Origin of the sequence: Caballeronia sp. LjRoot34, from assembly GCF_964253815.1 — a bacterium.
Classification (GTDB): domain Bacteria; phylum Pseudomonadota; class Gammaproteobacteria; order Burkholderiales; family Burkholderiaceae; genus Caballeronia.
Genome location: NZ_CAXUSB020000003.1, coordinates 1,236,582 through 1,250,254, shown reverse-complemented (window position 1 = coordinate 1,250,254; position 13,673 = coordinate 1,236,582). Strand labels below are relative to the sequence as shown.

Here is a 13,673-nt window from a genome sequence, read left to right as displayed (position 1 = left end):
GCAGCACTCATCTCGCTCTGAGGTACAGGATAAATGACGGGACGACAATTCATTTCCTGAGATTTCAGAAAACAGATTTCATAAAAACTGATGACTGTTCTCCGTCGTCACCCGACTCCAGGTGCGTGTCGTTTACCCTTAAAATGACTTGTCATTCATAAATGAATATTGACTCATAGTTCGTTCACTCATATTGTCCTTCTCAGGGCCGCGCGTAAAAACGAGTCCAATTTGACGGCAGTTCGGAACAAGCCTCGCGCATAGCATGGACCTAGGGCAGCACGACGCATCCGCATCATTGTCCAATTAACCTTCAGAAAGGTAACCATGACGACTAACACAGGGTCTGCGCCAGCTCGGAGACTCCTCATTGTGGGTGGCTACGGCGTAGTCGGGACAGCCGTGGCGAGCGCAATGCGAAACACAGACTGGACCGTCCTGACTGCCGCGCGACGCGCGGCACCAGCCCAAATGCTCGACGGGGCTCCAACACCAGACCACCTGCGCATCGATTTGCTTAACCCGGCAGAGATAAGGGACGCCCGCTCCAGGCTGGAAAGCGTGACCGACCTGGTTTACTGCGCATACGCTGAACGGGAATCGATGGCAGCGGCTGTTGGGCCCAATGCCTCGATGTTCGACAACGCACTCGAAGGGCTTCAGCTCGCGGGCGCGAAATTGCAGTCTGTTGTTCTCATCGGTGGTGGCAAGTCATACGCGGAGCATCTTGGCCCCTACAAATCACCCGCCAAGGAAAGTGACCCGCGTTTCATGGGTCCGATTTTCTACAACGACCAGGAAGACATTCTCTGGGCTCGCGCACAGACACGGGGTTACAACTGGACCGTGCTGCGGCCTGATGCTGTAATCGGTCCAAGCATTGGCTCGCCGATGAACCTTGTCATGGGACTCGCGGCGTTTGCCGTAGCCAGCCGTGAATTGAATGTGCCGTTGCGATTTCCCGGCAGGAAGGCAGCATGGACGGCGCTGCACCAGGTGACAGACTCTGAAATTCTCGCGCAAGCCGTGCTCTGGGCGCTCACCTCTCCCTCCGCTCGCAACGAAATCTTCAATGTCACGAACGGTGACCACTTCCGGTGGCAGCACCTCTGGCCTGAAGTGGCAGAGTTCTTCGATATGGCTGTCGCCGCTCCCCAGCCCATGTCTCTCGCCGAACAGATGCGGGACAAGGCAGCCCTCTGGGAACGGACAATTAGAAAGCACAATCTGACGCCGACACCGTGGTCCGAACTGGTGTCCTGGCCATTCCTTGATGGTCAACTGAACTTCGGCAGCGACATGGTCCAGAGCACCATCAAGATTCGGCAGGCTGGCTTCGGTGCATGCATCGATTCGCATCAGAGCATTCTCTCTCACTTACGTCGGCTGCGTGAATACCGCCTGATTCCCTAGGCGCGTACCGACATTGCTTGAAAAATCGAAAAGAGACTAGAGACATAAATGACACGCATATCCAGGAAGGCCCTTAAAGCGCTTGCGAGCGCCGTTGTACTCGCACTGGGAGCGCCGATGACACCGCAGATTGCGGCTGCCGTCGAAACTTTTATGCCCTCCTGCTACACCCCCGCGCCGGCTTCCACCGGCACAATTCAGTACCCGGCTCGCAAAGGACCCTACAGGGTGGCGCTGGTCTATGGCTTCAGCGGCATTCCCTGGCTCACACAGATGGTTCAGGAAACGCAGGCGTGGGTTGCCCGGCCCGAGAACGCCAAAAACATCAAGGAACTGAAAGTTGTCAGCACCGGGTCCGACGTCGCCACGCAAATCGCTGCAATCGATAGTTTCATCCAGGTCGGATACGACGCCATCGTCTTTGATGCGGTGAACCCCAAAGCGTTTGACGCTGTTATCCGGCGCGCGAAGCAGGCGGGCACGGCACTTGTGTCATTCGATAATGTCGTAGATAGTCCCGATGTGTTCAGAGTCACTCCGGATTTCAAGGCGTTCGGCGTTCTTAAGACTCAGACAGTCATCGACCTCATGCCAGCAAAAAAAGGCCGACTGCTTGAAGTGCGCGGACCCGCGGGCGCCCCAAATGACCGAGCCCGACATGCCGGCGCGCGCGAGGTCCTGGATAGGTACAAGGATATTCAGGTTACAGAGGTAGTCGGTAACTGGGATACCGGCACCGTTCAGAAAGTTGTCTCCGATGCCATCGCCGTGAATGGCAACTTCGATGCAATTGTTTGTCAGCATGGGTGCCAGGGCGTAACGAACGCTCTTAAGGCAGCGAACAGTCCTGCAACACCAGTCGGCGGCGATGCGGTCAATGGGTTCGTCAAGGCATTGGTCTCTCAGAAAATCCCCGGGATATCCATTTCGACCTCCCCCGGTCAGGGCCCCGTAGCGTTGCAGGCAGCCATCGCACTACTGCAAGGCAAGACCCTTCCTTCTCTTGCCTACCTTCCGCCTCTTCATGCCATGACAAAAGACATGAAGGTCGATGTCAACTACTTTCCTGAGTTACCCGACACCTACGAGACTGTCTCCAGCTACACCAACTGTGGCGTCGTACTCAAACCTCAGGAATTCACGAAAATCTCGGCGAAAGACAAATAGCTCGCAAGCTTGCGGCGACCGAGACGAAACCCCAACGTCGGCGGCCGTATACGACTGCCAGAGCTGCAGAAAAGGGAAGCGTCGTCCTGCAGGCGACGTCCTCGACGAGTTGGCCGAGCGACCTCCCTCACTTCCCTGCTCGCTCCGGGGGTCCCTACGGCGCCGAAGCAATAGCTGGCCGAACGTAAATCCTGCAGCATGTGGTCGCATCAAAAGGCGGCCACTCCCGCATCAGGGCCTGGAACGTGCGTCGGCTGCAGTGGCGCTAAGCTTTCGTGAGCCTTCAGAAGGAAGTCCATGAATATGTGAATCGCAGGCGAGAGACGGCGCCTACTCGTTTGCGCTACAGCCAGCCCGGTCTGCTCGTACCGCACGCGTCAGGCTGGGAGAAGATTATCGGCAAGGTAGGAGACAGCGATGAGCTCGCTGTCCAGCGCTTAAGCTAGTAACAACGGGAACTTGATGCTGCAGGGGCGCTCAAGGCGACAATTGCGCCGTCACGTGTCGTCCTACCCCTGCTTCTAAGAAGGGCGTCCGTGACAGGGCAAGGAATGGCGAAATATGTGCGAATAAAGCTCAATCGTCAGGGCTCGAGGATGACGGAACCCATCGATTTGCCAGCTTCAATCAGCCGGTGAGCGTCCGCAGCAGCCGCAAGCGGAAACCGCGCACCGATATGCACCTTCAGAGCGCCGGACAGGACCTTTCCGAAAAGCTCGTCCGCTGCCACCTGAATGTCCGGCAATGTTTTCAGATAGGGTGAGAGACCCGGCACGCACACCGAAAGAGACTGGTACGGCCCAAGGTCTGCCAGGTCCAAGGTGGGTAACGGGCCGCCAACCTGGCCAAGATTGACTGCGAGGCCGAACGGCTTGATGACCGCAAGCGAACGCTTGAGCGTATCGCCGCCGACGCCTTCGTAGACCACGTCGACGCCTTCGCCTTTCGTCAACTCTTTTGTTGCTTCCGCGAAGTCGACCTCTTTGTAGAGGATGGTTTCGTCTGCGCCTACAGACTTTGCCAGCTCCGCCTTTTCAGGCGAGCCGACGGTGCCGATGACCCGCACGCCGATGCTCTTGGCCCACTGCACCAACAACAGGCCAAGACCACCCGCAGCGCTATGAACGAGAATGGTGTTGCCCGGCTTGAGCTCACGAACGCCCTTCAGCAGCATATGGACCGTCATACCCTGCAGGCTGATAGCTGCCGCGACCTCATTGCTAATGCCGTCGGGGAGCCGCATCAGCATCCGTTCCGGCATGATGCGGCGACTTGCATAGGAGCCCGTGGTGACCGACCTGGGATAGCTCACACGGTCGCCCACACGGACTCGCGTGACACCCTCCCCGACAGCCTCAACAATACCCGCAGCTTCCACGCCAAGTGCACGCGGCAGTTCGCCAATCGGGAATAGCCCCCGGCGATGATAGGTGTCTACGAAATTGATGCCGATGGCATCCTGTCTCAGAAGAACTTCGCCCGGCCCAACGTCTCGAAGGCTCACCTTTTCAAGGCGCATCTGTTCCGGACCGCCAAACTCCTGAATTCGTACCTCGTCAGCTTCCCAACTCATTTACATCTCTCCAGTTTTTACGCACTAAATCAACAGTTGCTACTGTGTCGCCGCGACCGCCGGGCAGACCCAGCAGCATATGTCGTCTCCTGATAGGTTCCTCGCGCGGCGGCGAAACCGTCATGCGCGACCCACGGCAAGGCTGCCGTGATTCCAGCCGACTCCTTGCCTGTCAGCTGACCATCGCCTTACTGCCGTCCTGCTTCGAAACGCAATCCGCCGTACCCGTGCCATCAGGAGTTGTGTGAAATCCAGCTCCGGCGTCCAGACGCAGGTATCGCCCTCCCATATAAACGAGAGGGTCACGAACTTCTGGCACGATGACGTCGAGTACATTTCCGATGATGACCGTATGCGTCCCGTGCTCCACCTCTCGGGCAACGGGGCAGAACATCGCAGGCTCATCGTCGATGTACTGCATTCCAGCAAGTCCAGCTCGCCTTTGACAAATCGTTGGTTTCGATTGTCAGGCTGGCCAAACATGGTGCTGATTTCCTCGTGAATGGATTTCAGCATAACTAAGCAGAAGAACCCGGTCTCCTAAATCACCGGCGATACGCCTGCTGAACGGTTCACGCACATCAGCGCGGAAGCGGGGTTCATTGACACAGACAGACACGTGGATGCGGCGAGACCGCGGGGACGGCCGCTTTCGCCGACGGTCGGGACTAGCGCCACGGAAGAAGCGACCCGGCTCATGGCCGACTTGGAGCCTGCGGCAAGCTCTGGCGGACGGATAGTCTCCTCGGTATCTGCGAGCACCTCTGTGTCTCCTTCCGTCTTGCTGGCACACTACACGGCAACAACAGTAGCACCGAACACCCCACATGCTGCGTTCACTTTTGGCGAAATGACTTTTCGAATTTCCCGAACACCTTTTCAGATGGCATTCACGACAGCCGAGTGGATGGGATAAGCAGGCGCATTGTTTTGTATATGATAAATATCAAAATCGATTCTTCGAATTCACCTTAATTAAATCGTGAAGCGACGTATAAATTCGGGGACCCGTTAGATGACGGTTTACTGACACACAGAACGGCGCAGTTACTGGGGGACGGATTGACGCTAAGCCGTCCGCACGCAAAACAGTCAGTGGTTGAATGCTGCAACCTTGCTCATCTCGACATGCCGTAGGCCCGTTCGTCCTTCGTTGCATTTCCGACTCGTGAATTCGTGGTTTGCTGCAACCATTTTCGAACGCAGCGTGTTGTTCCACGCTCGCTCATCTCATTCAAATCTTCTGTGAATCAACTGTATAAGTTCAGCAGTTCTAGCAAACTTCTTAAGTTTCATCCAGTTGCCGGGAGGTAAACCTGAGCCACGGCACAAAGCAAATTCGCACGAAAAGCTTTTTTGAAGCTGTAGACAGGGCAGCCAGGGAGTGCAAATGAGTGTGCGTACCGACCGTATGGCCCCGTCGCAAGGGTACTGCGCAGGTGCCAGTTGATAGCAGAAATGCTTCTGCGCCCGCCAACTCCTGTCTTGGCTGCCACAAACCCCGCGCTTGCAAACGAGCAGCGGTTCACGCAATCTCGATAAGGTTCAGCAGAGCGCAAACACGAGCCAATGTCGGGAGACTCGTCGCTCGCACATAGCGAATACACAGATTAAAGATTATATGATTACTGGAACGTTCGAGCGATAAAACGCCTTGCCTACAGCGGAGTTTTCGGAGGTGGATACCCATTTTCCGTGGGTAAAGGTCAAGGAAAGCGTGGGTGAAGGTCAAGTTGCGTGTGGGTGGAGGTCAAGTAAATCGTGGGTGGAGGTCAAGTCATATCGATGAACTTCCACAGAACAGTTGCATTGCGAGAACGCGACCGAACGCGGAATTTTCAGGTCATTTCGTGCTTTATCCAGCCGTCGCCGGGGCATAGATTTGATATGCCGCCGAACACTGACCCTTTTGATTATCAGCGGTGGTTTGGTAAGGGAGAGGAGCCAGACGCTTTCATCTGGGACGGAATGGTCGCTTTGGCGGAGGGCAGTCTCTTGCAGTCTGACGAAATTTCCGAACTTCCGGTAGTTCCATTTCGAACCTCCTTCACTACGGTCCTGCTCACGCAGCGCTGGCGAAAGTATCTGAACGAACGGAGCGCTAGTGAGTTTTAGGATGAGCGGGTACGCGCCGCTGCGAAATTCGTTGAGCGCTGAGAATTCCGTCGTCGGCAACCGACTGAGGCAGTTATGCACCTATATGTAGCGGGAGCCATAACCTGAGATTTCGGGAAGTATCTATTGAGATTTTTATTGAATGATACGTCTCGATAGTTCACATCGATTCTGTTTTTGTCGGATTGGCAACAATCGCATGGCCCAGATTAGTGTATTGCGGCCTCGCGTGCCGTACGGAAAGGCAATACTGACCGCGTGAGGTCTCGGCTGCAAGCAGGAACGAGCGCACTCGCCCAAACGAATCGCACGGAACCACCGGCGTGGCGTCCGCTAGAAAGGGACGTCTGCGTCAGACAGGAAGCCTTGCTTCTCCGCTGGCGGCTTGTGTCTGCATGCCGGAAAGTTGGAGCATGCCCGGAACGGTCCGTAGCGACCTTCACGCGTAATAAGCCGGCCGGCGTTGCACGCCGGGCACTCTTGGTCCGTCGCGTCTTCTTGCTCTGTAGACGTCACAGTAACGGCTCCCTCGGAGACCAGTTCCTGCAGAAACGAGGAGCGGTAACCAGCGACCGTGAACATTGCGACAGAACGACGGGCGCGAGTCAGCGCTACGTAGAAGAGGCGTCGTTCCTCCGCGAAGGGGTATGGGTCGGTGTCAGGCATTGCCAGTGCCAGTACCGGGTCATCCTCTCGCGCGTTAGGAAACCCGTGGGCGACCATGCCAGGGAGAATGACGTAGTCGGCTTCCGCTCCCTTCGAGCTGTGCATCGTGACAAACGACAATGCGATTTCCCTTCCGTAGCGCGCTTGCCAGCCAGACGGGAGTGCGGATTTGTCCGCGTTGTACCGGCCGAGAATGAAGACGGTGATTTTTCCGTCGCGCGCACGGGGAACGCTTCCGTCCCGGATACCACAATGCAGGTTCGCCAGATAATCGTCGATGGCCTTCTGGACTTGGAGCCGCGTCTTGACCTGAAACGCCTCCAGCACGGCGCCGGTAGCAGGCGTCGATGACCGGACGGTTTTTCTGATTTGCTGCGGGTTCTTCGTCACAAACCGGCTGGATACGTCGCAAAGCGTCTGTGGGCATCGGAACGTTTGTTCAAGCCGGAGTACCTGTGACTTGCCAAACCACTCAGCGAAGCCTGTCATCACCGAGACGTCGGCGCCAGCGAAACGGTTGATAGACTGCCAGTCGTCACCCACGGCGAAGAAGTACCGGTGTTCAGGACGGTCCGGCGCCGTGGGTACATTGGTGCCCACCGTCCCAAGTATCGTTCCGAATGTCATTCGGCGGGTGCCAAGCCGGGCATTCGCGAGAGCACGGCATAGACGAGCCCGGGCGCGCGACGCGTCTTGGAATTCGTCCGCCATGACAAGCTCGTACGTTGAAATATATCGACCGCTTTCAACATGCTCAGCCGCCTGATTCAGCATATCCTCGAAGTCAATACCGTCCTCTTCCGCAAGGGCACCATTCCAGGCTTCGAGTATCGGCTCGAAAAGGTCGAGAAACATCCGGTGCCGGTGTTTGAAGGCATCTTTGGGCATGCCATCCAGACGTTTGCGCATGTCATCGACAGAAAGGCAGTTGCTCTTCGTATGCACGATAAACGACCGGACGAGCCTGACCAATAGTGCGGCATCCATCGGGGGCTGCCCGTACTTTGGAACGGGACGCTCCGGGTTCGGGTCGAGGACAATTCCACGTGAAGTGAGAGCCAGCTCGAGGTTCGAGAAAACTTCACCTGTGCGGACTTGATGAGATGTCGTCTCGATGAGCTGAGTACCACGGCGCTGGTGTTCTTCGCGCTTCCAGACTACGCCCGACAGGTAGTTCTCGAAGTGCGGTGGCGGTTCACCGTTGGCATCCAAAGCAAAATGCTCATGGTAGAGGCCGATGTCCGGATAGTAAAAATCCGGCTTGTACTGACGATGTTCGGCCGTTCTTGTCTTGTGCTCGAATGGTCTTTCATAGGCGTAGCGGACGCCTTGATAAAACAGCCAGTTCGCGATGAAGCACTCTTCCCGACTGCGCACAAACTTCCCGTCGATGGTCTTAATCGCATTGGCATCAGAATCGGCGGCGTCTGGGTTACCCTGCTCACCGAACTTTGGAAGGTCTCGGCCAAAGACAATACGGAAGAGGTCCCAGTTCGTGCGGAATGTGGGCGAGCTGTCTTTGAGCCGGTCGACAATCTCCGTCAGTTTGCGCTGACCAGGTTGTGCGTCAATTGCCCAGTCAGGCACATCCGGCTTCTCGCCTGTGGCTTTGCCGATGATACTGAGCCCTAGCGCGTGGAACGTCCGCGCCTCCACCACGACATCTGCCATACCCAACCGGTTGAACGATATGCTAGCGCGGTCCTGAAGCTCGTCGGCAGCTTTTTTATTAAAGGCCAAGAGGAGAATCTGGTCGGGGCGAACAATGCCGCGGCGGATGGCGTATGCCGCCTTCGCAACCATGGCAGATGTCTTCCCCGACCCTGCTGAGGCAACAACCAGCACACGGTCGTCGAAGCAGACGACCGCGCGGGCCTGCTCCTCAGTCAGTGGCTTGCCTTCGACCTGGTCCAATAAGTCCTTGCAGGCGACCAGCTCTCGCCGCGTGTGTTCTTCATTTCTTCCCGCCCAATAGGCCGGCCAGTCTTGTCGCCAGCTTTTTAGCACTGATTCGACGTAGTTCGCTTCGCCGGGAAGTCTGGCGCGAACCGCCGGGTCTTTGAAAAGCTTCCACAGTTCCGCATCGGAGAGCTCGAGGCGCGGTCGCCGGGACTCGAATGCCGCTTGCCAGCTCTGGGTTATCCAGCGTGCGTCCTTCTCACATTGGGTTATGTATGCGCCGCCCTGCTGCAGCCAAGTCAGTATCAGGCCGTACGCGAGTTTGAACAGATAAGGGCGTTCGCACGCAGCAATTGCCTCGTCGAGCTCCCTCGCCTGTTCATTCGGCAGCCCATCGATGCGGATTTCGTCTGGCTGGCCAGCCCTGAAGGTGATGTCTGCCCAAAGCACCCCATGCTTGATAAGCGGTCGGTTCTTGCCATCAAGGTTGAGCCGGATTTTTACCTTGCCGCCGGCGAAGAGAACTAGACTGCCATCCACCAGGCGCAGAATCCAATTCCTCGATTTCGTGAATATCTGGCCGTAGTGGGAGGGCACCCACTGCTTTTCGCTATCCGTGTTGGTCATTGTAATTAGCTCGCGTTCGCGATGCCGAAAAATCGGGCAGGTGACGGCAGCATTCTTGCAAAAGCAGTAGAGTAGCCGGTTTGTATGGAAAACGAAAGTCGTCGAGCCGGCGAAGCCCTAGCGGTTCCGGTAGTGCTGCAATACGGCCGAAGGCTCCCCAGGCGAAAAGACAAAATCGAACCCGTCTGCCGCAATCCGCCTCGGCGCTGTGGCAGACGGCCTGGCGCCAGTATTTTCAGTCTGACGCCTACGGCTCATGCGCGGCAAGTCAGCGAATATGCGGCCGAAAAAGCGTGGTTACTCGAACATCGCGTGCTCACAGCGAACGAGTTATGGCAATAGCATTGCCACGGGCAAAGTAGCTGCGAATAACGCCCTTTCGTATAACCTTTCGGGCGCGAAAAACGAGGGCCTGGCAACCGACCAGGACACTAACAAAGTAAGCGACACGGGTAAAAAATGGGTTTCTTTAGAGCGGGGTTTCTTTCGACCTTTTGCATTGCTCTGGTTGCGTGTGCTGCCGCGCCGACGTCAGAAGAGATGTCTTCGGCGGACTACGGCACTTATCCAGATAACTATCAAGATGTCATTCACGACTACATGGAGAACGTCCTGAAGGACCCGGATAGCGCGAGATACAACTATCTGAACTCACCGCAGTCCGGATGGCGGAAGACGTCCAATGGTTTAAAGTTCGGCTACGTTGTCTGCGTCAATATCAATGCACGGAACAGCTATGGTGGTTACACCGGAGCGCAGCCGTCGTATTTCATGTTACGCGACGGAACGGTCGTGTCTACCGTCCACGGCGATGGACGATACATGGACTCGCTCGTCGCTGGCTTGTGCAAGGATTTCATCGGGCGTTACCGCAGTCCCATGGCGAAGAACTATTCGCCGGCTGAGCAGGAGTTGTACAAAAAATATAAGAACATGCCCGTGCAATGAACTTGATGCCTCCTGTCGTTGGCGTGCGACCACGTTGCCTTGTGCGCCGACACTCGTCAACTCGGGTTGCTACTCGAACATTATGCGCTTACAACGAACAGGTTGTGGCATCAAAAATCTCCGGGCAAAGTGAAGCCACCAAACCACGGAGACCACCACCATGCCACGCCGCGCAAATCCCCCAGCAATCGCTAAGCGGCTTCACTACATCATCGAAAGCGTGACCGGCAGCGAAAGGCGCGATGACTGCTACATCAGCACCTACCTCGGGCACCTCGAGAACTTCGCGGCGGTTACGCGCGAACGTGCCTGGACCGCAGAGAAAGTCAAAGAGCACGTCGCCATCGTCTACACGTGGATTAAGCGCCGTGAGCATCATTACGTGGTCGATATGGAAGTCGCGGAGAAGTTTGCAGCCGCCCTCAACTGCGGGAGCAACGAACACTTGTTGCTCAACCTCGCGTGGAGCTTGGTGAATAACTCCATGATGGCCGGCGCGAAATTCCTGCACTTCTATAGGCCCGAGCGGTTTCCGATTACTGACAGTTGGCTCTGCGATTGGGTGTCAGGCACGCCTAGCCAAGGGTACGGACTCGACTTCTACCGCGAATGGCTCGGCGGCGTACATCTCGTTGACGAGGACCACGCCGAAAGCGCTTTGGCGTGGGCGCGCGCCACGTTCGGCTACGAGGTGACGCGCACCCGGGCCATCGAAGCGATGGCGTTCTACTACGTCAAGAGCCTGAGCGAGTCCGACCGTTATGCGCTTTGGGATTTCCTCAGCGGCACATTCCCGGCCAACGACGAAGCTGCCTAATTGCGCCACAGATAAGCCGAATAGGGACCCAACTCCAACGCACGCTTCATCTGCTCGAGTGTCACAACACTGAACTGTATGAAGGGCAACAGAGGACTGATGAATGTCCCGGCAGCGAAGCGTCGGAAAGCAATCGTCGCTCCCGCATCTCAAGCTTTGCCCACATCGGAAGCATCTCTTGTGCGTCAAGGGAGTGCCGCCGGCGTGGCGCTTCCGCAGCCGGTTGCGACGCAGGCCTCTTCACCCGCTGTCACTTCTGCTGCTTCCAGTCCGGCTGACTCCCGCGGTACGACCGGCACGAGCACCGGTCTGATGGTGGCCTGGCTTGTCACCGTCGGATTCGGTGCGCCTTTTAAACGTCGAAAAGAGCAAGCCGGCGCGCTGGGGAACCGTGTGCAGTTGCAGCGGAGGCGATTAGATATTCTGCTTCCTGCTGCACAGCTGGCCAGACCTCACGTAGAAGGCGCACGCCTTCCTCGACGAGCTCGTAGCTTAGAGAGCAGCGTTCGATGTCCGTGATGTCCATGTGGCGAAGGTCGGATGTCGAGGCCTCTCCGTTGGAAATTCTGAAAAACAGGGTATCAGCCATCGCGCCGGCATCGTCCGTCTCGCCGCTCAACATGTCCTCGGCCAAGAGGCCGGCCATGCCGACGAGAATCTTCCAGTTCGCAGATAGCTCGCGAGTGACAGGCCCACAGGTCATCGGCGGCTGCACACCAGGAAGGGGAAGCCCAACGTATACCGCGAAATAGGGGGGATGTTTTCGCGTCGGGAGGGGGCGTTTGAAAATCTGCCCGGTTTTTGTAGGCGGTTTCGCTGCAAAAAATTTCGTGCGAGCGGCGGCCAGCAAGCGATTTAGGGGAAATTTATTCATTAAGGATTCTGTTGAATAGGTGAGCGATGCTCGCCTTGACGTCAAGATTTCCTGATACTGTGCGTTGTGAAAGATAATGTAATGCTGACGCGCAGCGAGAGATGCGACGGGGGTCGCCTGCTTTGCTCAATTCATGGGCACGCCAAGACCAAGGAAACGGTGAACCTCCGGCACAAGACGTATGTAATATGGGGGGCGATTTGAATCACACGACCTTTGGGTACCTCGATGGCCCGAGCTGGGAGCGCATGTGCCGCGCGGCTTTCGTCCTTAAGTACGGGGACAGGTATCAACACATGCCGCCGTCTCCTGGCGATTATGGAATTGAAGGCTGGACTGCCGACGGCCATGCTTTCCAATGTTACTGTCCTGAGAAGAATTACACGCAGGCCGAACTGCACGACGCTGTCCGGGACAAGATAACCACCGATATACCGAAGCTGAAACGCTACGAGAAAGAAATCAAGGCTCGAATCGGGGACACCAAGATTCATTCGTGGCTGTTCATTACGCCCGTGATTCCCCACAACGACATCCACAAACACGCCCGGAAGAAAGAGGCAGAGGCGCGGGCCTGGCAGTGCACCATTCTTGATTCGAGTTTTTCAATTTTCATTCAAGATGTTGAGCATTACGCTAGTCAATTTGAAGAGTTTCGACGCAGCCAGGGAGCCAAGCTGGAGCTTGGCCCCAAGTTGGCACCGACCGTGGTTCTGCCGGAGGCGCCGGAAGCGTTTCAACTGCTCGTTGACCGTAAAAACCGAGTGCGCCTGCAGGGCAAGTCCAATCGCCCTGACTTTGAGCGTAGTCTCAAATTTTTGAACGATACGACCGAGCGCAAGTTCGTCGAATGTGACATGCGACTTTCTGCGATTGAGCGCGTCTCGCCTCAGGCCTATCAGCAGATTGTTCATGTCATCGGCCGCTATGCCGAGGAGATGACGGAGCTCCAGTTTACATGGTCTGATGAGCCTCAAAAGCTCATTGACCGTATCAAAGCGGAACTGAGCCAACGGCTCGCGGAAGAACCAAAGACGACCATCAGTGTGGCAGACGCCCAGCATCTCGCGGACCTCATGGTGTCTCGCTGGTTGGCGGTCTGCCAGCTCGACTTCAGCGAGTCCGAATAACTATGACATCCCTCGCATTCACTGTCCGCCCTTCGGTCGTCATTCCGGAGCACCGTCCGCTTTACAAGATTGTCCAGATTCTTCTCGTGCTTCAGATGGCTTCGCACGGAAAGAAGTCGAGCATGGTACGGCTGCAGATGTTCAACTGGGTCCTGAAGAGCGCGCCGCGCCGGAAGAAGTTGGCGGCCGCCGCCACGAAAGGAGGACTCGATTTCCCCGCATGGGGTTTCGACCCAGCACTGGATATAGCAGTCTCCTTGGCCAAGGCGGATGGTTTGGTCGAGCCAACCTCGACGGGGGTCAAACTGACTGAGAAGGGCGCGCAACTATGTGCTGCCGTCGTTGACGAGGAGCTGTATGCCGAGGACCGGGGATTCCTTGCAACGCTGAAGACCTCGATTACCGAGAAGATGGTTCAAACTATAGTTAACAGGTGGATATAAG

At 56.5% G+C, this 13,673-nt stretch carries 12 protein-coding genes; 7 read left to right on the top strand and 5 right to left on the bottom strand.

Features of this window, described 5'->3' with window-relative positions; translation table 11 throughout:
- Window positions 1-327: 327 nt before the first annotated feature.
- The 3 genes from ACSQ36_RS36570 (at window position 328) to ACSQ36_RS36560 (ending at window position 3,026) form a co-directional block, all read left to right on the top strand.
- On the top strand, window positions 328-1,413 hold the full coding sequence (locus ACSQ36_RS36570; protein WP_436185856.1) for an SDR family oxidoreductase: 1,086 nt from the start codon (window positions 328-330) through the stop codon (window positions 1,411-1,413).
- Between the two features lie 48 nt (window positions 1,414-1,461).
- Complete coding sequence (locus tag ACSQ36_RS36565) at window positions 1,462-2,580, top strand: sugar ABC transporter substrate-binding protein (RefSeq protein ID WP_436185855.1); 1,119 nt, start codon at window positions 1,462-1,464, stop codon at window positions 2,578-2,580.
- Window positions 2,581-2,855: 275 nt separating this feature from the next.
- A complete protein-coding gene (locus ACSQ36_RS36560; protein ID WP_436185854.1) occupies window positions 2,856-3,026 on the top strand; it encodes a hypothetical protein in 171 nt (56 codons plus the stop codon).
- Between the two features lie 137 nt (window positions 3,027-3,163).
- On the opposite strand, the gene ACSQ36_RS36555 is transcribed toward ACSQ36_RS36560, so the two are convergent.
- The 4 genes from ACSQ36_RS36555 to ACSQ36_RS36540 form a co-directional block, all read right to left on the bottom strand.
- Entirely contained in the window at window positions 3,164-4,153 is a 990-nt protein-coding gene (locus tag ACSQ36_RS36555) for a quinone oxidoreductase family protein (RefSeq protein ID WP_436185853.1), read from the bottom strand.
- A 172-nt stretch (window positions 4,154-4,325) separates the two neighbouring features.
- The gene (locus ACSQ36_RS36550) at window positions 4,326-4,574 is read right to left on the bottom strand and encodes a flavin reductase (RefSeq protein ID WP_436185852.1); all 249 of its coding nucleotides are present in this window, start codon (window positions 4,572-4,574) and stop codon (window positions 4,326-4,328) included.
- A 119-nt stretch (window positions 4,575-4,693) separates the two neighbouring features.
- On the bottom strand, window positions 4,694-4,915 hold the full coding sequence (locus ACSQ36_RS36545) for a flavin reductase family protein (protein WP_436185851.1): 222 nt from the start codon (window positions 4,913-4,915) through the stop codon (window positions 4,694-4,696).
- Window positions 4,916-6,601: 1,686 nt separating this feature from the next.
- Window positions 6,602-9,460 (bottom strand): UvrD-helicase domain-containing protein, encoded by a 2,859-nt coding sequence (locus ACSQ36_RS36540; protein WP_436185850.1) that lies wholly within the window; start codon window positions 9,458-9,460, stop codon window positions 6,602-6,604.
- 540 nt (window positions 9,461-10,000) lie between these two features.
- On the opposite strand from ACSQ36_RS36540, the gene ACSQ36_RS36535 reads away from it, so the two are divergent.
- Window positions 10,001-10,408: a hypothetical protein gene (locus ACSQ36_RS36535; RefSeq protein WP_436185849.1), complete on the top strand. Its 408-nt coding sequence runs from the start codon at window positions 10,001-10,003 to the stop codon at window positions 10,406-10,408.
- A gap of 160 nt (window positions 10,409-10,568) precedes the next feature.
- Window positions 10,569-11,225, top strand: coding sequence for a hypothetical protein (locus tag ACSQ36_RS36530; RefSeq protein WP_436185848.1), 657 nt, complete (start codon window positions 10,569-10,571; stop codon window positions 11,223-11,225).
- A 352-nt stretch (window positions 11,226-11,577) separates the two neighbouring features.
- Here ACSQ36_RS36530 and ACSQ36_RS36525 read toward each other — a convergent pair whose 3' ends face one another.
- Window positions 11,578-12,099 (bottom strand): hypothetical protein, encoded by a 522-nt coding sequence (locus tag ACSQ36_RS36525; RefSeq protein WP_436185847.1) that lies wholly within the window; start codon window positions 12,097-12,099, stop codon window positions 11,578-11,580.
- A 296-nt stretch (window positions 12,100-12,395) separates the two neighbouring features.
- On the opposite strand from ACSQ36_RS36525, the gene ACSQ36_RS36520 reads away from it, so the two are divergent.
- Complete coding sequence (locus ACSQ36_RS36520; RefSeq protein WP_436185846.1) at window positions 12,396-13,229, top strand: hypothetical protein; 834 nt, start codon at window positions 12,396-12,398, stop codon at window positions 13,227-13,229.
- Between the two features lie 2 nt (window positions 13,230-13,231).
- Window positions 13,232-13,672, top strand: a complete 441-nt coding sequence (locus ACSQ36_RS36515) for a hypothetical protein (protein ID WP_436185845.1) — start codon at window positions 13,232-13,234, stop codon at window positions 13,670-13,672.
- Window position 13,673 lies beyond the last annotated feature (1 nt).

Coding starts and splice junctions, on each gene's coding strand:
- ACSQ36_RS36555 (WP_436185853.1), bottom strand. CDS start 4,153: ATGAGTTGGGAAGCTGACGAGGTACGAATTCAGGAGTTTGGCGGTCCG.
- ACSQ36_RS36525 (WP_436185847.1), bottom strand. CDS start 12,099: ATGAATAAATTTCCCCTAAATCGCTTGCTGGCCGCCGCTCGCACGAAA.
- ACSQ36_RS36570 (WP_436185856.1), top strand. CDS start 328: ATGACGACTAACACAGGGTCTGCGCCAGCTCGGAGACTCCTCATTGTG.
- ACSQ36_RS36540 (WP_436185850.1), bottom strand. CDS start 9,460: ATGACCAACACGGATAGCGAAAAGCAGTGGGTGCCCTCCCACTACGGC.
- ACSQ36_RS36550 (WP_436185852.1), bottom strand. CDS start 4,574: ATGCAGTACATCGACGATGAGCCTGCGATGTTCTGCCCCGTTGCCCGA.
- ACSQ36_RS36530 (WP_436185848.1), top strand. CDS start 10,569: ATGCCACGCCGCGCAAATCCCCCAGCAATCGCTAAGCGGCTTCACTAC.
- ACSQ36_RS36520 (WP_436185846.1), top strand. CDS start 12,396: ATGCCGCCGTCTCCTGGCGATTATGGAATTGAAGGCTGGACTGCCGAC.
- ACSQ36_RS36515 (WP_436185845.1), top strand. CDS start 13,232: ATGACATCCCTCGCATTCACTGTCCGCCCTTCGGTCGTCATTCCGGAG.
- ACSQ36_RS36535 (WP_436185849.1), top strand. CDS start 10,001: ATGTCTTCGGCGGACTACGGCACTTATCCAGATAACTATCAAGATGTC.
- ACSQ36_RS36565 (WP_436185855.1), top strand. CDS start 1,462: ATGACACGCATATCCAGGAAGGCCCTTAAAGCGCTTGCGAGCGCCGTT.